This is a genomic window from Streptomyces sp. NPDC054956 (assembly GCF_053609185.1).
On sequence record NZ_JBSGXB010000148.1, the window covers coordinates 1 to 17,649 of the forward strand.

Here is a 17,649-nt window from a genome sequence, read left to right on the forward strand (position 1 = left end):
CCCGAAGGGTCCGGGCGAAGCCCGGTTTCGGGAAGGGGCGGGGTGGGGGAAAGTTCCCTGCCCGACGATGCCGCCGCCGGGCTCGTCGCCGCGCTCGCGTTCCCGGAGCGGGTCGCCAGGGCCAAGGGCTCGGGGGCCTTCCTCATGGCCTCCGGGACCGCCGCCGAGCTCGGCGAGGGATCACCGCTGCGCAGCGCGCCCTGGCTGGCCGTCGCGGTCGCCGACAGGCCCCCGCACTCGGCATCCGCCCGCATCCGCCTCGCGGCCCTCCTCGACGAGGACACCGCCCGCGCGGCCGCCGACCATCTGTTCCGCTCGGGCGAGGAGGTGCACTGGGAGGACGGAGACCTGGTCGCCCGCTCCGTGGAACGGCTCGGCGCCATCGAGCTGGCCGCGCGCCCCCTGCGGAATCCCGACCCGGACCTCGTGCGCGGGGCCCTGCTCGAAGGCCTGCGCAGCGAAGGGCTCGGCCTGCTGCGCTGGTCCCCGGACTCCCTGGGGCTCCGGGCCCGGCTCGGCTTCCTGCACCGCACGCTCGGCGCGCCCTGGCCCGACGTGGAGGACGACCGGGAACTGCTGGCCCGCGCCGACGACTGGCTCGAGCCCGAGCTGTCGCGGGCCCGACGCCGCTCCGACCTGGCCCGGATCGACGCCGGGCAGGCCCTGAACCGGCTGCTGCCGTGGGCCACCGGGGAGGCCGCCCGCCTCGACGAGCTGGCTCCGGAGCGGATCGAGGTGCCGAGCGGCTCCCGGATCCGCCTCGACTACGCCGCCGAGCACGGGCAGCCCGTACTCGCCGTGAAGCTCCAGGAACTGTTCGGGCTGGCCGAGACCCCCCGGGTCGCGGGGGTTCCCGTACTCGTGCACCTGCTGTCGCCCGCCGGGCGGCCCGCCGCCGTGACCGCAGACCTCGCGTCGTTCTGGCAGGGCGGCTACCTCGCCGTCCGCGCCGAGCTGCGCGGCCGCTACCCCAAGCACCCGTGGCCGCAGGACCCGGCGACCGCCGAGCCCACCCGGCACACCAACGCCCGGCTCAGGCGGTGAACGGTCCCGCGTCCTCCCCGGGGCGCCGGCCGCGCGCCTCCAGCCACAGCGCGAACCCGAAGAGCACGAGGCCGCCGGCCGCGAGGCCGATCGGCGCGTAGGTGTGCAGGGCGAGCACCTTCGTACGGTTCGACTTGACCAGGTCGACGGTGTAGTTGCTGTAGTCCTCGCGCATCTTCACGTGCCCGGCGAAGACGGTGAGCTTGCCGTCGGGACCGCCGGCCGCGATGCCGCCGCGCATCTCCTGCTTGATCTCCTGCTCGGCGTTGACGGGCGCCCCGGTCACCGGGTCCACCCAGAACATCGCCTTGGTCGAGTACCAGAGGCTGGTGCCGGTGGTCTGCTCGAAGGTGGCCGGGTCGATGCCCTCGATCGGCATCTTCTTCGGCAGCGAGACCTTCGTCCAGGGAACGGTCTGCTCGTAGTAGTAGACGTCCACGCCCTTGAACTTGCGCGGGCCCACGTAGTGGATGGGCGAGGAGCTGCGGGTCTGCGCGTCGAAGTACAGGTAGTCGCGCGGCTCGGTGAAGAACGGCCACTTGAACTCGATGCCCTCGCGCTTGACCGGGTCCCCGTCCACCGCCTCGCCGGTGGCGTGCACCGGGTCCTGGGTGTGGGCGTCGAAGATGTAGCGCTCGGGGATCTGGGAGACCATCTTCCCGTCCGGTCCCATGATGTAGGTGAGCGTGTCCCAGACGACCACGTCCTTGCCGGCGCTCGCCTCGATCTCCCTCGACGCCTCGACGTTGCCCTTGAGGGTCTGGACGATGGTGACCTTGTCGACCTTCTTCGGCTCCATGCCCGTGGTGTAGTCGAGGAGGGTCGCGTCCTTCGCCTCCAGGACCACCTCCTGGTACTGGTTCGGCGGGATCTTCGCGAGCCTGGGGTACGCGTACCAGCGCAGCAGCGGTGCGAGGGCTGCGCAGAACACGGCTAGGGCCAGCAGGACAAGGCTTGCTCTGCGTCGCACGGCCGGTCCCTCCTCTACTTTCCGGGCGCGGCGGGCGCGGTGGTGAGCAGGGGCTTCGGTGAGGTCTTGCCTTCCGGCACCCCCATCGCCGTGATGGCGAAAACGAGGAGCACCGCGAGGACGAGACCGCTGGCGGCGGCGACGATTGCGCGCATGCCGGGGCCTCCGGAATCTGATTGGTCGTCAGGGCGGGGGCACCGTAGCAATGCGGGTGACAGATGAGAACCGTTTGCGCCACCGATCACGCCGTGACCGCGACCGGCAGGTCCGGGCGGCGGGACCTCGGCGGCCGTTACGGGGCCTTGGCGGCCTCCGGAGCGGCCGCGGACGGGGACGAGGGCGAGGCCGGGGACGGCGTCGGCTTCGGGGAGGGCACGGGCGCGGGCGCGGCGGAAGGCTCGGGCTTCGGGGCCGGGGAGGGCGAGGCCGAGGGGGTGGGCACCGGGCTCGGCGTGGGGGTGGGCGTCGGAGTCGGAGTCGGCTCGGGCTCCGGTGTGGGCGTGGGGGTCGGGGTCGGCGTGGGAGTCGGCGTGGGGGTGGGCGTCGGCGGCGTGGGGCTGGGCGTGGGGGTCGAGGTAGGCGTCGGCGTCGGCTCGGGCTTCGGCGTAGGCGTGGGGCTCGGTGCGGGAGTCGGAGCCGGGCTCGGCGTCGGAGTCGGTGTCGGCTCCGGGGTGGGCTTCGGTGTGGGCTTCGGGGCCGGGACCACCGTGCTGCCGCTGCCGGCGGCGTCCGGGACCTCGTGCGTCCCCTTCAGGTAGTACGTGAACCACGACCGCACCGTCCGCAGGTACGCCGAGGACTGGTTGTAGGAGAGAACCGCCCGGTCCAGGTCCGCTTCCACCCGCAGGTCGCGGGTGCCCGCGCACAGGTAGCGCCCGGCCGCGAGCGCCGCGTCGTACACGTTGTTGGGGTCGCGCTTGCCGTCGCCGTTGCCGTCCTGGCCCCACGAGGCCCACGTGGACGGGATGAACTGCATCGGCCCGACCGCCCGGTCGTACCGGGCGTCCCCGTCGTAGGCCCCGCCGTCCGTGTCCGTGATGTTCGCGAAGCCGTTGCCGTCGAGCACGGGGCCCAGGATCGGCCGCAGCGTCGTACCGGCGGCGTCGACGCGGCCCCCGCGCGCCTGTCCGGACTCGACCTTGCCGATCGCCGCGAGGAGCTGCCAGCGCAGACCGCAGCCGGGGTCGCGCTCGCCGACCACCTGTTCCGCGTGCCGGTACGCGGCGAGCACGCTCGCCGGTATCCCCTGGGAGCCCTCCGCCCCGCCCATGGCCACGGGTTCGTTGGAGGTTCCCGCTTCCCCGGCAGTCTGCTGCACGGGCGGCGTCGCCGCCGATCCGTCCTCGGGGAGCAGGACGGCGGGCGGCTCGGGGCTGGAGAGCGGCGGGAGGGCGGTGAAGTAGGAGGTGTCGCCGGCGGATCCGTCGGGGACGGGGGCGGGCGCCGCGCCCTCGCCGGCCGCGGCCACCGGTCCGTCGTGGCCGGCTCCCGGCCCCTGCGAGGCGGTCATCGCGGCGGCCACGAGGGCGGAGACCAGTACGGCGGCCCCGCCCCTGCGCATCACCCGCCCCAGTCGGGCCGATATCCGCGCCGTCATCCGAAACCGAGCCGCCATGAGCCGGACCCCTCCCCCTCGACGTCGGCGTGACCCTATGTCAACTCGCTGCGAGGGGCACGCATCCCGGGTGGGAATTCACGACTTCCCCACGCTTTGCGCAGGTCACTCATACTGGGCGTGCTGATCGAACAGTCCCGTCGATGCGAGGTGTCATGCCGTTCACCCTCAGCCACGCGGCCGCCGTACTCCCGGGCATCCGCCGGACCGGGCGTGCGCGGGGCCCCCTCGTCGCCTCGGCCCTGGTCCTCGGGTCGTTCGCCCCGGACACCTTCTACTTCGCGGACACGGTCGTCTCGGGCGTCAAGCCGTACGGCACGTTCACGCACTCCCTGCCGGGCATCGTGACGGCCGACGCCGCACTGACCGCCGTGCTCGCCGCGTGCTGGCTGCTGCTGCGCGAACCGCTGATCGCGCTCCTGCCGCGACGCCGGCGGGGCCGGGTGCACGCCTTCGTACGGGGCGAGCAGTGGCGCGGGCGGCAACTGCCCGGGCTGGTCCTCTGGTTCTACCTCTCGGCGGTCATCGGTTCCCTGACGCACGTGGTGTGGGACAGCTTCACGCACATCGACCGCTTCGGTACGCGCACGATGCCGGAGCTGGGCGAGCCGCTCGCCTTCGGGCTTCCCCTCTACTCCTACCTCCAGTACGGCACTTCGGCGCTCGCGGCCTGCGGTCTGCTCTGGTTCACGGTGACGGCGCTGCGCCGGCTTCCGGACTCCCCCGCCCCGGCGTCCGTCCCGGTGCTGCGCCGGGCCGAGGTGTGGGGCGCGCTCGCGCTGGTCCTCGTGTGCGTGGGGGCCGGTATCACGATGCGCGTACTGCGCTTCTTCACCTTCTTCGACCGGATCCGCACCCCGCTCGACATCATCCCGACCATCTGCTTCGGCGCGGGCGGCGGCCTCGCCGTGGCGCTCCTCCTCTACGGGATCCTCGTGCGCCTGATCCACCGGCGCGACCGGAGCCCCGCGGCATCGGACGCGGACACCGGCCCGGGGCCGGGCTCGGATTCCGACGAGGAAACGCGAACGCCCGTCCCCGCCGCGTAGGCGGGGACGGGCGCTGCCGGCCGTCGGGGCGCCGGGGATCAGTGCGCGGCGGACTCCCAGTCGGGGCCGACGCCCACGGACACGTCCAGCGGGGCCCGGAGGTCGACGGCCGCGCCCATCTCGCGGCGCACCATCTCCTCCACCTTCTCCCGCTCACCGGGGGCGATCTCCAGCACGATTTCGTCGTGGACCTGGAGCAGCATCCGCGACTTCAGCCCGGCTCCGGCGATCGCCTTGTCCACGCGCAGCATCGCGACCTTGACGATGTCGGCGGCGGTGCCCTGGATCGGGGCGTTCAGCGCCATCCGCTCGGCGGCCTCGCGGCGCTGGCGGTTGTCGCTGTTGAGGTCGGGGAGGTAGCGGCGGCGGCCGAAGACCGTCGCCGTGTAGCCGGTGGCACGGGCCTCCTCGACCACGCGGCCCAGGTAGTCCCGGACCCCGCCGAACCGCTCGAAGAACGTCTCCATCAGGCCGCGGGCCTCGCCGGGCTCGATATTCAGCTGCTGGGCGAGGCCGAACGCGGAGAGCCCGTACGCCAGGCCGTAGGACATGGCCTTGATCTTGCGGCGCATCTCGGCGTCGACCTCGGAGCGCTCGACCCCGAACACCTGGGAGGCGACGGTGGTGTGCAGGTCCTCGCCGGACAGGAACGCCTCGATCAGGCCCTCGTCCTCGGAGAGGTGGGCCATGACGCGCAGCTCGATCTGGCTGTAGTCGGCGGTCATGAGGGACTCGAACCCCTCGCCGACGACGAAGCCGCGGCGGATGGCCCGGCCCTCGTCGGTGCGTACCGGCACGTTCTGCAGGTTGGGGTCGGTGGAGGACAGGCGTCCGGTCGCGGCGACGGTCTGGCTGAAGCTGGTGTGCACCCGGCCGTCGGCGGCGATGCACTTGACCAGGCCCTCGACGGTGACGCGCAGCTTGGCCTGCTCCCGGTGGCGGAGCATGATCACCGGCAGTTCGTGGTCGGTCTGCGTGGCCAGCCAGGCCAGTGCGTCCGCGTCCGTGGTGTAGCCGGTCTTGGTCTTCTTCGTCTTCGGCAGGTCCAGCTCGCCGAAGAACACCTCCTGGAGCTGCTTGGGCGAGCCGAGGTTGAACTCGTGGCCGACGGCCGCGTGCGCTTCCTTGACCGCCTGCTGCACGGCGCCCGCGAACTGCTGCTCCATGCCTTCCAGGTGGGCCTGGTCGACGGCGATGCCGGCCCGTTCCAGCCGGGCCAGCAGCTCGGAGGTGGGCAGTTCCATGTCGTGCAGCAGCTCGGCGGCGCCCACCTCGGGCAGTTTGACGGCGAAGGCGTCCCCGAGGTCCAGGACGGCGCGGGCCTGCGCCATCAGGGCTTCGGCCTCGGCGGTGTCGTCGGCGCCGAAGGCGAGCTGCCCGTCGGCGGCGGCGGGCGCCAGCTCCCGGTGCAGGTACTCCTGGGACAGCGCGTCCAGGGCGAAGGAGCGCCGGCCGGGCTTGACCAGGTAGGCGGCGAGCGCGGTGTCCATGGTGACGCCGGCCAGGGTCCAGCCGTGCTCCGGGAAGACCCGCATCAGGCCCTTGGCGTTGTGCACCACCTTGGGCTTCGCGGCGTCGGCGGCCCAGGCGGCGAAGGCCCGGTCGTCGGCCTCGTCCAGCGCGGACGGCTCGAACCAGGCGGCAGCTCCCCCGGCCGAGGCCAGGGCGATCTCCGAGACGCTGCCGGTGCCCAGGGCCCAGCTGTCGACGGTGGAGATGCCGAGCGGGGCGCCCGCGTGGCTCTCCAGCCACGGCGCGAGCTCGCCGGCGCCGAGCACGGAGCCGTCGAGTTCGACGGCGGCGGCCGCGGGGGCCGGGGCCTGCGCCTCGGCCGCGCCGGGGTCGACGGCGAGCAGCCGCTCGCGCAGCGAGGCGTTGCGGATCTCCAGTACGTCCAGGACGGTGGTGACGGCGGTCCGGTCGTAGGGGGCTCGGGCCAGGTCGGCGGGGGTCTTGGGGAGGGCGACGTCCTTGACCATCTCGGTCAGGACGCGGTTGAGCTTCACGGCGTCCAGGTGGTCGCGGAAGTTCTGCCCGGCCTTGCCCTTGACCTCTTCGGCGCGCTCGACGAGCTCCTTGAACGACCCGAACTGGGTGATCCACTTGGCGGCGGTCTTCTCGCCGACGCCCGGGATGCCGGGGAGGTTGTCGGACGGGTCTCCGCGCAGCGCCGCGAAGTCCGGGTACTGCTGGGGGGTGAGCCCGTACTTCTCCTCGACCTTCTCGGGCGTGAAGCGGGTGAGCTCGGAGACGCCCTTGGTCGGGTAGAGCACGGTGGTGTGCTCGGAGACCAGCTGGAAGGAGTCGCGGTCGCCGGTGACGATCAGGACGTCGAAGCCGAGGGCCTCGGCCTGCGTGGCCAGCGTCGCGATCACGTCGTCGGCCTCGAAGCCGTCGACGGCGAACCGCGGCACGCTCATCGCGTCGAGGAGCTCGCCGATCAGCTCGACCTGCCCCTTGAACTCGTCGGGGGTCTTGGAGCGGTTCGCCTTGTACTCCGGGAACTCCGCCGAGCGCCACGTCTTGCGGGACACGTCGAACGCCACCGCGAAGTGCGTGGGCGCCTCGTCGCGCAGCGTGTTCGCCAGCATCGACGCGAACCCGTAGATGGCGTTCGTCGGCTGCCCGGTCGCGGTCGTGAAGTTCTCCGCGGGCAGCGCGAAGAACGCCCGGTACGCCAGGGAGTGCCCGTCCATGAGCATCAGGCGGGGGCGGTCCGCTGCGGTCGGCTGGTCGGTCTTCTTCGATGCTGAATCTGCCACGCCCCCGATCCTAGGCCGCCGCACCGACAATTCCGGACGGGCTGCGCGGCCGGTGAGAACGGCCGGTCGGAGCGGCCGGTCAAATCCGGCGTCGGCGACTGCCACGGGGCGTGACAGGATCGGATGTGTACGAGAAGACTGCTCAAAGGGGAGCGACATGGCCACCAAGCCGCCCGCAGGTGATCCGGTTCAGGACGCGCCGCAGGTCGCGCCCCCTCAACACGCGGCCGCGGGGCTGCCCGCGATCGGGCACACCCTGAGGATCGCGCAGCAGCAGATGGGGGTGGCCCGCGCCGCCCGCACCCTCCTCAAGGTCAACCAGAAGAACGGGTTCGACTGCCCCGGCTGCGCCTGGCCCGAGGGCGACAAGCGGCACACCGCCGAGTTCTGCGAGAACGGCGCCAAGGCCGTCGCGGAGGAGGCCACGCTGCGCCGGGTCACTCCCGAGTTCTTCGCCGCCCACCCGCTCGCCGACCTTCAGACGCGCTCCGGGTACTGGCTGGGCCAGCAGGGCCGGATCACGCAGCCGATGTATCTGGCGGAGGGCGCCGACCGCTACGAGGCCGTCGGCTGGGAGCGGGCCTTCGCGATCATCGCGGAGGAGCTGCGCGCCCTCGGCTCCCCCGACGAGGCCCTCTTCTACACCTCGGGCCGCACCAGCAACGAGGCGGCCTTCCTCTTCCAGCTCTTCGTCCGCGAGTTCGGCACCAACAACCTCCCCGACTGCTCGAACATGTGCCACGAGTCCTCGGGCTCCGCACTGAACGAGACGATCGGCATCGGCAAGGGCAGCGTCTCCCTCGAAGACCTCCACCAGGCCGACCTGATCATCGTCGCCGGGCAGAACCCGGGCACCAACCACCCCCGCATGCTCTCCGCACTGGAGAAGGCCAAGTCCGCGGGCGCGAAGATCATTTCGGTGAATCCGCTGCCCGAGGCCGGCATGGAGCGGTTCAAGAACCCGCAGACCCCCCTCGGCATGCTCAAGGGCACCGCCCTCAACGACCTCTTCCTCCAGATCCGCATCGGCGGCGACCAGGCCCTCTTCCGCCTCCTCAACAAGCTCGTCCTCGAGACGGAGGGCGCCACCGACGAGGCGTTCATCCGCGAGCACACCCACGGGTACGAGGAGTTCGCGGCCGCCGCCAAGGACACCGACTGGGCCGAGACCCTCACCGCGACCGGCCTGACCCGCCCCGAGATCGAACGCGCCCTGGCCATGATCCTGGCCTCGAAGCGCACCATCGTCTGCTGGGCCATGGGCCTGACCCAGCACAAGCACTCCGTCGCCACCATCCGCGAGGTCGTCAACCTGCTGCTCCTGCGCGGCGCGATCGGCCGCCCCGGCGCCGGCGTCTGCCCGGTGCGCGGCCACTCCAACGTGCAGGGCGACCGCACCATGGGGATCTTCGAACGCCCCGCGCCCGCCTTCCTCGACGCCCTCGACAAGGAATTCGGCATCACCTCGCCCCGCGGGCACGGCTTCGACGTCGTCCGCTCCATCCAGGCCCTGCGCGACGGCGAGGCCAAGGTCCTCTTCGCCATGGGCGGCAACTTCGTCGGCGCCACCCCCGACACCGAGGTCACCGAGGCCGCGATCCGCCGCGCCTCCCTGACCGTGCACGTCTCCACCAAGCTCAACCGCTCCCACGCGGTCACCGGCCGGCGCGCCCTGATCCTGCCCACCCTCGGCCGCACCGACAAGGATCAGCAGGCGTCCGGCAAGCAGTTCGTGACCGTCGAGGACTCCATGGGCATGGTCCACTCCTCGCGCGGCAACCTCGCCCCCGCCTCCCCGCACCTGCTCTCCGAGCCCGCGATCGTGGCCCGCATGGCCCGCGCCGTCCTCGGCGAGGCTTCCAGGACCCCGTGGGAGGAGTTCGAGCGGGACTACGCCGCCATCCGCGACCGGATCTCCCGCGTCGTCCCCGGCTTCGAGGACTTCAACGCCCGCGTCGCCCGCCCCGGCGGCTTCCAGCTCCCGCACCCCCCGCGCGACGAGCGCCGCTTCCCCACCACGACCGGCAAGGCCAATTTCACCGCCGCGCCCGTGGAGTACCCGCGCGTCCCGGCGGGCCGCCTCCTCCTGCAGACCCTGCGCAGCCACGACCAGTACAACACCACCATCTACGGCCTCGACGACCGCTACCGCGGCATCACCGGCGGCCGCCGCGTCGTCATGGTCAACCCCGAGGACGCCGCCGAGCTCGGCCTCGCCGACGGCTCGTACACCGACCTCGTCAGCGAATGGCGCGACGGCGTCGAACGGCGCGCCCCCGGCTTCCGCGTCGTGCACTACCCGACCGCCCGCGGCTGCGCCGCCGCCTACTACCCCGAGACCAACGTGCTGGTACCGCTCGACTCCACCGCGGACACCAGCAATACCCCGGCGAGCAAGTCCGTCGTCGTGCGCTTCGAACCGGCCTGATAGAACGCCCCTATCAATAAGCAGGACCATCTGGTTAACGAGCGTTGACGAACGGAGTCGGCCCATGGGCGAGCAGCACGCGGTGAAGTTCCCGCAAGAGGTCATCGAGGAGTACGCGGCCCTGGGCATCGACCTGCCCTCCCTGTTCTCCGCGGGCGACCTCGGCAAGAGGATGGACATCCAGATCCTCGAAGCGTCCGCCGAGCGCGTCGTCGCCACCATGCCCGTCGAGGGCAACACCCAGCCGTACGGACTCCTGCACGGCGGGGCCTCCGCCGTCCTGGCCGAAACCCTCGGCTCGGTCGGCGCGATGATGCACGGCGGCAGCACCAAGATCGCCGTCGGCGTGGACCTGAACTGCACCCATCACCGCGGCGCACGGTCCGGCCTGGTCACCGGGGTCGCCTCCCCCGTCCACCGGGGCCGCTCCACCGCCACGTACGAGGTCGTCATCACCGACGAGCAGGACCGCCGGGTCTGCACCGCCCGCCTCACCTGCCTGCTGCGCGACGTAAACCCGCAACAGGACGGCAACAACTAGCCGTTGCCCTCGTCGCGGCGCCGGTCTAGCGTTCCCGCATGGGATCCGGACCGGCGCCGTTTCGCGCCCGGGCCGCGGCGGCGACGGCAGCGCTGCTGGCCGCCGCACCGCTCGGCTGCGCCACCGGCGACCCCTCCGCCCGTGACACCCCGGCCGGAACCACCCCGGCTCCCGACGCCACCCCGCCCCAGCGGCTGTGCACCGACCTGATCACCCACTGGGCCGGCGTCATCCTCGACGCCGGCGAGGGCCAGGACGCCGTCCACCTCGACTACCAGGCCATGGGCCTGTCCGGCGGCCAGAACGAGATCCTCCTCGCCGTCCTCGCCGACGCCCGCGCCGCACAGCGCGCCAAGGGCCCCGCCGCCGCCCGCGAGCTCACCGCCCGGGAGGCGGAGCGCCGCTGCGCCGACCGCTACCGCTCCGGCGTCCCGACCGGGGGGCCCTGGCAGTGAGCGGAGGAATCGGCCCGATCGAGCCGGGAGAGGGCACCGAGGCCCACGAGAGCCCGCACCGGGAGCCCCGTACGCCCCGGGGGCCCCGGTGGGCCCGCGAGCTCTACGCGGGCCACCGGCGGGCCGTCCTGGCCGCCGCAGCCCTGACCTGCGCTTCGGCCGTGGCCGTGGCCTCTGCCGCGATCTACGCCGCCCGGCCCCGGCCCGCCCCCTACGTACCGCCCGCACCCTCGCAGGTCTTCTCCCTCACCTACGTCGAGCCCCTGGCGCCGACGCCCGCCGGGAACGCCTTCGCGTTCACCGTGCGTGTGCGCACGGCATCCGGGCCGGCCGTCACCCTGGAGCGTCTGTCGCAACCCTCGCGGGCGCTGAAGGTCGAGATCGAGCCATCGCTTCCGGCCACGGTCGCGGCCGGCGAGACGCGCGACCTCGTCGTACGGATTCAGGTGACCGACTGCGTGCATGTGGCACGGAATTCCGGACTCCCCCTGATCGAAGTAACCCTGAGTAATGAATTTCAGAAAGAAGAGCACACCTACATCCCCGGTGACCTATATGCCAGGGATCTCTCCGTCGCTCTGACCAGGGCTTGTCCCGCAACGCGAGACGAGGTGACCCGGGCGCCGTCATGACCAAAACTCCCCAGAGTCCTGGCCGGACAGCACTCAAACCGCCTAACGGTCCTTGCATCGTCTCACCATGCGGACAAGACGAAACGGCCGGAATTCCCCCGTTCCACCCCCAGAGATCCGCTATGCATTACGCCGCGGCATAACAAGAGCGTCACATCATTGGCCTCGACACTCCATAACGTCCTCGGACCCGCTTAGAGTCACGGCCAGTCACCGCGACCAGCCGGATTCCTTCGCAGTTCGGTTCCCCGCGTTCGACACGGTGCGTCCCACGGGGGACGCAGTGCCAGGAAAGGACTGATCGTGCGTCAGCGTTCTCTCATTGCCGTGACCGCCGCGCTCGCCGCGGGCGCCCTCACTCTCACCGCCTGTGGCTCGCGTGACGACAAGGCCGGTGGCACCGGCGACGCCGCCGAGACCACCGTCGTCATCGGCGTAGACGCCCCCCTGACCGGCGACCTCTCGGCCCTCGGCCTCGGCATCAAGAACTCCGCCGACCTCGCCGCCAAGCAGGCCAACGAGAAGAAGTACGTCAAGGGCGTCACCTTCAAGATCCAGGCCCTCGACGACCAGGCCCAGGCCGCCTCCGGTCAGCAGAACGCCACCAAGCTCGTCGCGGACAAGAGCGTCCTCGGTGTCGTCGGCCCGCTGAACTCCTCCGTCTCGGAGTCCATGCAGAAGGTCTTCGACGACGCCAAGCTCGCCCAGATCTCCCCCGCCAACACCAGCCCCTCCCTCACCCAGGGGCCGAAGTGGGCGACGGGCCAGAAGACCCGCACCTACAAGAGCTACTTCCGCACCGCCACCACGGACGCCATCCAGGGCCCGTTCGCGGCGCAGTACCTCTTCAACAAGGGGGGCAAGAAGAAGGTCTTCATCATCGATGACAAGAAGACCTACGGCGCCGGCCTCGCCGGAACCTTCAAGGGCGAGTTCACCAAGCTCGGCGGCCAGGTCGTCGGCGAAGGCCACATCGACCCGGAGAGCAAGGACTTCTCCGCCATCGTGACCGAGGTCCGCAGCTCCGGCGCCGACGTGGTCTACTACGGCGGCGAGTACCCCGCGGCCGGCCCGCTCAGCAAGCAGATCAAGGCCTCCGGCACCAACATCCCGCTCGTCGGCGGTGACGGCATCTACGACAAGAAGTACGTCGAGCTCGCCGGCCCCGGCTCCGCCGGTGACCTGGCCACCTCGGTCGGCGCCCCCGTCGAGAGCCTGCCGTCCGCCAAGGACTTCGTCGCCAACTACACCAAGGCCGGCTACAAGGAGCCCTTCTCCGCCTACGGCGGCTACTCCTACGACTCCGCCTGGGCGATCATCGAGGCCGTCAAGGCCACCGTCGACGCCAACGGCGGCAAGCTCCCCGCCGACGCCCGCGCCAAGGTCCTCGCGGCCGTCCAGGGTGTCTCCTTCGACGGTGTGACCGGCAAGGTCTCCTTCGACGAGTTCGGTGACGCCACCAACAAGCAGCTGACCGTCTACAAGGTCGAGGGCAACGACTGGAAGTCCGTCGAGTCCGGCACCTTCGGCGGCTGACCTCCACCCGTCACCCACCGGTAGCAGGTAGTCCGCTCGAACGGCCTGCCGCCGGCGCACCACCCCACTTGCCGCGCGGGGCGCGCACAACAAGCGCCCCGCGCGGTGTCACATCCGTCGAAAGACTCGGAGGACCTGCGGTGCACGAACTGCCGCAACAGCTGGTCAACGGCCTGCTACTGGGATCCATGTACGGGCTCGTCGCCATTGGCTACACGATGGTCTACGGCATCGTCCAGCTCATCAACTTCGCGCATGGCGAAATCTTCATGACCGGCGGATTCGGCGCCCTCACCGTCTGGCTGATGCTCCCCGGGGGCACCACCATGTGGATCGCCCTCCCGCTCATGATCATCGGCGCGGTCATCGTCGCCACCCTGATCGCCGTCGGCGCAGAACGCTTCGCCTACCGGCCCCTGCGCAGCGCACCCCGGCTCGCCCCGCTCATCACCGCCATCGGCCTCTCGATCGCCCTCCAGCAGGCGGTCTGGGCCTGGTACCCGGGAGCAGAAGCCTCGCTGATCTTCCCCGAGATCCCCGGCGGACCCTTCCACCTCGGCAGCGTCACCATCCAGACCGGTGACGTCTTCCTCCTGATCGCCGCCCCCATCTCCATGGCCTTCCTCGGCTTCTTCGTCAAGAAGACCCGCACCGGCCGCGGCATGCAGGCGACCGCCCAGGACCCCGACACCGCCAAGCTCATGGGCATCAACACCGACCGCATCATCACCACCGCGTTCGCGCTCGGAGCCGTCTTCGCCGCCATCGGAGCCGTCGCCTACGGCCTCAAGTACGGCGAAGTCCAGTTCAAGATGGGCTTCCTCCTCGGCCTCAAGGCCTTCACCGCCGCCGTCCTCGGAGGCATCGGCAACATCTACGGCGCCATGGTCGGCGGCCTGGTCCTCGGCCTCGCCGAAACCCTGACCACCGTCTACGTCGCCGACATCCCCGGCTTCGAACAGCTCGGCGGCCAGTCCTGGGGTAACACCTGGGCGTTCGTACTTCTCATCCTCGTGCTCCTCTTCCGGCCTCAAGGCCTGCTGGGCCAGCGCGTGGCGGACAGGGTGTGACCTCCATGACGACCAACACCGCGGACACCGCGAACACCAACGCACCGGCCAAGGGCTTCATCCCGATCCCCGAGAAGACGGCCCGCGCCCTCGCCACCGCAGGCGGCGCACTCACCGTCGTCTCCGCCTTCCTCGCCTGGACCTGGACCAAGGCCTACCCCGGAGACCTCACCGTCTACGGCTACCCCGGCGGCCTCCAGTGGCTCGTCCTCATCGGCGGCGCCCTCACGACCCTCTTCGGCCTCGCCTCCTACGGAGTCAAGGGCCTGGGCTGGCTCACCCCCGCCGGCGCCGACGCCGCGATCAAGCTCGCCGCCCTCGCCGCGTTCGTCACCACCTGGTTCACCGTCATCTCCATCGTCTGGGAAATCGGCCTCCTCGTCGACCTCGAACCCGGAGCCGGCGTAGCCGCCGTCGTCAGCCTCCTCGCCGTCATCGGCGCCTTCGCGCTCCCCTTCGAGCGCCCCGCACTCGAAGGCCCCGACCCCGACGACACCGGCTGGGACAAGTTCAAGCACGAAGCCGGCAACAAGTGGACGACCTTCAAGGCCGCCTTCGCCTCCGGCCCCCTCAAGCCCGCCCGCACCCTGCCGGCATGGGCCGAGATCCTCCTGATCGCCGCCGTCCTCGGCCTCGCGCTCTTCGTCTTCACCTACGGCATCACCACCGCCTACCAGGAACTCTTCGTCGGCTTCCTGATCACCGCCGCATTCGGTGCCGCAGCACTCTTCAAGGCGGGCCTCTTCGCCCGCATGACCACCCTCACCAACCGCCACCGCAACGTCGCCCTCGTCGGCGCCTTCGCCGCCGCGGCCGTCTTCCCCCTCACCCAGACCGACGACCAGTACGCGAACCTCGGCGTCAACATCCTGATCTTCGCCACCGTCGCACTCGGCCTGAACATCGTCGTCGGCCTCACCGGCCTCCTCGACCTCGGCTACGTCGCCTTCCTCGGCGTCGGCGCCTACACCGCGGCCCTGGTCTCCGGCTCCCCCAACTCGCCCTTCGGCGTGCACCTCCCCTTCTGGGCCGCACTCCTCCTCGGCGCAGCCGCCTCCATGGTCTTCGGCGTCCTCATCGGCGCACCCACCCTGCGCCTGCGCGGCGACTACCTCGCCATCGTGACGCTCGGCTTCGGTGAGATCTTCCGCATCACCATGAACAACCTCGACGGCACCTCCGGGCCCGACGTCACCAACGGCCCCAACGGCATCGCGGGCATCCCGAACGTCAACCTCTTCGGATTCGACTTCGGCGCCACCCACACCATCGCCGGATTCACCATCGGCCGCTTCGGCAACTACTTCCTGCTGATGCTCCTGATCACCCTCATCGTGGTGCTCGTCTTCCGCCGCAGCGCGGAATCCCGCATCGGCCGCGCCTGGGTCGCCATCCGCGAGGACGAAACCGCCGCCGAAGCCATGGGCATCAACGGCTTCCGCGTCAAGCTCATCGCCTTCGCCCTCGGCGCCACCCTCGCCGGCCTCGCAGGAGCCGTCCAGGCACACGTCAGCTACACGGTCACCCCCGACCAGTACACCTTCGCCAACGCCGTACCCCCGAACTCCGCGTTCCTGCTCGCCGCGGTAGTCCTCGGCGGCATGGGAACCATCTCCGGACCCCTCGTCGGCGGATCGCTGCTCTACCTGATCCCCAACAAGCTCCAGTTCCTCGGCGACTACCAGCTCCTCGTCTTCGGCATCGCCCTCATCGTCCTGATGCGACTGCGCCCCGAAGGCATCATCCCCAACCGGCGCAACCAGCTCGAACTCCACGAGTCACTGCACGCGCCCACGGTCCTCGGCAAGGCAGGGGTCTGACCCATGACGACCACCACCACCGAAACCCCCGCCACCCAGGCGGAGACCGTCCTCGACGCACGCGGCGTCACGATGCGCTTCGGCGGCCTCACCGCCGTCAAGAACGTCGACCTCACCGTGCGCAGCGGCGAGATCGTCGGCCTCATCGGCCCCAACGGCGCCGGCAAGACCACCTTCTTCAACTGCCTCACCGGCCTCTACATCCCCACCGAGGGCGAAGTCCGGTACAAGGACAAGGTCCTGCCCCCCAAGTCGTACAAGGTCACCGAGGCCGGCGTCGCCCGCACCTTCCAGAACATCCGTCTCTTCAACAACATGACGGTCCTGGAAAACGTCCTCGTCGGACGCCACACCCGCACCAAGGTCGGCCTCTGGTCCGCCCTCCTGCGCCTCCCCAGCTTCGGCCGGGAGGAAGCCGCGAGCCGCGAGAAGGCCATGGAACTCCTCGAGTTCATCGGCCTCGCCCACAAGGCCGAGCACCTCGCCCGCAACCTCCCCTACGGAGAGCAGCGCAAGCTCGAAATCGCCCGCGCGCTCGCCAGCGACCCCGGCCTCATCCTCCTGGACGAGCCCACCGCCGGCATGAACCCGCAGGAAACCCGGGCCACCGAAGAACTCATCTTCGCCATCCGGGACCAGGGCATCGCCGTCCTCGTCATCGAGCACGACATGCGCTTCATCTTCAACCTCTGCGACCGCGTCGCCTGCCTCGTCCAAGGCGAAAAGCTCATCGAGGGCACCGCCGCGGAGGTCCAGGGCGACGAGCGCGTCATCGCCGCCTACCTCGGCGAACCCTTCGAAGGCGCCCCCGGCGCCGAAGAAGTCGCGGAGGTCGAAGCGGCGGAGGCACACAGCAACACCAGCACGGACGGAGAAGACCGGTGACCGCACTCCTCGAGGTCGAAGACCTCCGTGTCGCCTACGGCAAGATCGAAGCCGTCAAGGGCATCTCGTTCAGCGTCGACGCCGGTCAGATCGTCACCCTCATCGGCACCAACGGCGCCGGCAAGACGACCACCCTGCGCACCCTCTCGGGCCTGATCAAACCGCGCGGCGGCCAGATCAAGTTCCAGGGCAAGTCGCTGAAGAAGATCCCCGCGCACGACATCGTCGCGCTCGGACTCGCCCACTCCCCCGAGGGGCGGCACATCTTCCCGCGCATGACCATCGAGGACAACCTCCTCCTGGGCGCCTTCCTCCGCAAGGACAAGGACGGCATCCAGAAGGACGTCCAGCGCGCCTACGACCTCTTCCCGATCCTGGGCGAGCGTCGCAAGCAGGCCGCCGGCACCCTCTCGGGCGGCGAGCAGCAGATGCTCGCCATGGGCCGCGCGCTCATGTCCCGGCCCAAGCTGCTCATGCTCGACGAGCCCTCCATGGGCCTCTCGCCGATCATGATGCAGAAGATCATGGCGACCATCGCCGAGCTCAAGTCGCAGGGCACCACCATCCTGCTCGTCGAGCAGAACGCCCAGGCGGCGCTCTCGCTCGCCGACCAGGGCCACGTGATGGAGATCGGCAAGGTCGTCCTGTCGGGACCGGGCCGCGAGCTCCTCGTCAACGAGGACGTCCGCAAGGCCTACCTCGGCGAGGACTGATCCCCTCCGCCCCACCTCCGTACGAGTGAGGCCCGCCCCCCCATCCGGGAAGAGGGCGGCGGCCACACGCATAAAGTCCGGTCCAACAGCGGGAACACTAACATAAACACAAAAGACGCGCACCACGAC

15 protein-coding genes are annotated in these 17,649 nt (G+C 70.7%); 11 read left to right on the top strand and 4 right to left on the bottom strand.

What is annotated here, in order from left to right; all coding sequences use genetic code 11:
• Positions 1–1,044: ATP-dependent helicase C-terminal domain-containing protein (locus tag ACWGDE_RS22420; protein WP_453390772.1), on the top strand; the 1,044-nt coding region annotated here is incomplete at its 5' end.
• Here the strand turns inward: ACWGDE_RS22420 and ACWGDE_RS22425 are convergent.
• The 3 genes from ACWGDE_RS22425 to ACWGDE_RS22435 all read right to left on the bottom strand — a co-directional run bounded on the left by ACWGDE_RS22425 (position 1,034) and on the right by ACWGDE_RS22435 (position 3,629).
• The gene (locus ACWGDE_RS22425) at positions 1,034–2,014 is read right to left on the bottom strand and encodes a DUF3068 domain-containing protein (RefSeq protein ID WP_453390773.1); all 981 of its coding nucleotides are present in this window, start codon (positions 2,012–2,014) and stop codon (positions 1,034–1,036) included. The two genes, ACWGDE_RS22420 and ACWGDE_RS22425, sit on opposite strands and share 11 nt — an antisense overlap.
• Positions 2,015–2,028: 14 nt before the next feature.
• Positions 2,029–2,169 (bottom strand): SPW_0924 family protein, encoded by a 141-nt coding sequence (locus tag ACWGDE_RS22430; protein ID WP_453390774.1) that lies wholly within the window; start codon positions 2,167–2,169, stop codon positions 2,029–2,031.
• 137 nt (positions 2,170–2,306) lie between these two features.
• Positions 2,307–3,629: a lytic transglycosylase domain-containing protein gene (locus tag ACWGDE_RS22435; RefSeq protein WP_453390775.1), complete on the bottom strand. Its 1,323-nt coding sequence runs from the start codon at positions 3,627–3,629 to the stop codon at positions 2,307–2,309.
• Between the two features lie 143 nt (positions 3,630–3,772).
• On the opposite strand from ACWGDE_RS22435, the gene ACWGDE_RS22440 reads away from it, so the two are divergent.
• Positions 3,773–4,678 carry a DUF4184 family protein gene (locus ACWGDE_RS22440; RefSeq protein WP_453390776.1) on the top strand — a complete coding sequence of 302 codons (906 nt, stop codon included), beginning with the start codon at positions 3,773–3,775 and terminating at the stop codon, positions 4,676–4,678.
• 38 nt (positions 4,679–4,716) lie between these two features.
• Here ACWGDE_RS22440 and polA read toward each other — a convergent pair whose 3' ends face one another.
• Positions 4,717–7,440, bottom strand: coding sequence for a DNA polymerase I (gene polA / locus ACWGDE_RS22445; RefSeq protein WP_453390777.1), 2,724 nt, complete (start codon positions 7,438–7,440; stop codon positions 4,717–4,719).
• A gap of 157 nt (positions 7,441–7,597) precedes the next feature.
• On the opposite strand from polA, the gene ACWGDE_RS22450 reads away from it, so the two are divergent.
• From ACWGDE_RS22450 to ACWGDE_RS22490, 9 genes are all read left to right on the top strand, one after another.
• Positions 7,598–9,868, top strand: a complete 2,271-nt coding sequence (locus ACWGDE_RS22450) for an FdhF/YdeP family oxidoreductase (RefSeq protein ID WP_453390778.1) — start codon at positions 7,598–7,600, stop codon at positions 9,866–9,868.
• A gap of 64 nt (positions 9,869–9,932) precedes the next feature.
• A complete protein-coding gene (locus ACWGDE_RS22455) occupies positions 9,933–10,409 on the top strand; it encodes a PaaI family thioesterase (protein ID WP_453390779.1) in 477 nt (158 codons plus the stop codon).
• Between the two features lie 38 nt (positions 10,410–10,447).
• Positions 10,448–10,864, top strand: coding sequence for a hypothetical protein (locus ACWGDE_RS22460; RefSeq protein ID WP_453390780.1), 417 nt, complete (start codon positions 10,448–10,450; stop codon positions 10,862–10,864).
• Positions 10,861–11,496 carry a Tat pathway signal sequence domain protein gene (locus ACWGDE_RS22465; protein ID WP_453390781.1) on the top strand — a complete coding sequence of 212 codons (636 nt, stop codon included), beginning with the start codon at positions 10,861–10,863 and terminating at the stop codon, positions 11,494–11,496. Before ACWGDE_RS22460 ends, ACWGDE_RS22465 begins: the two co-directional genes overlap by 4 nt.
• Positions 11,497–11,799: 303 nt before the next feature.
• Positions 11,800–13,032, top strand: coding sequence for a branched-chain amino acid ABC transporter substrate-binding protein (locus ACWGDE_RS22470; RefSeq protein ID WP_453390782.1), 1,233 nt, complete (start codon positions 11,800–11,802; stop codon positions 13,030–13,032).
• Between the two features lie 140 nt (positions 13,033–13,172).
• The gene (locus ACWGDE_RS22475; RefSeq protein ID WP_453390783.1) at positions 13,173–14,102 is read left to right on the top strand and encodes a branched-chain amino acid ABC transporter permease; all 930 of its coding nucleotides are present in this window, start codon (positions 13,173–13,175) and stop codon (positions 14,100–14,102) included.
• A gap of 5 nt (positions 14,103–14,107) precedes the next feature.
• Positions 14,108–15,922 carry a branched-chain amino acid ABC transporter permease gene (locus tag ACWGDE_RS22480; protein WP_453390784.1) on the top strand — a complete coding sequence of 605 codons (1,815 nt, stop codon included), beginning with the start codon at positions 14,108–14,110 and terminating at the stop codon, positions 15,920–15,922.
• 3 nt (positions 15,923–15,925) lie between these two features.
• The gene (locus ACWGDE_RS22485) at positions 15,926–16,807 is read left to right on the top strand and encodes an ABC transporter ATP-binding protein (RefSeq protein ID WP_453390785.1); all 882 of its coding nucleotides are present in this window, start codon (positions 15,926–15,928) and stop codon (positions 16,805–16,807) included.
• Complete coding sequence (locus ACWGDE_RS22490; RefSeq protein WP_250744986.1) at positions 16,804–17,520, top strand: ABC transporter ATP-binding protein; 717 nt, start codon at positions 16,804–16,806, stop codon at positions 17,518–17,520. Before ACWGDE_RS22485 ends, ACWGDE_RS22490 begins: the two co-directional genes overlap by 4 nt.
• Positions 17,521–17,649: the final 129 nt, after the last annotated feature.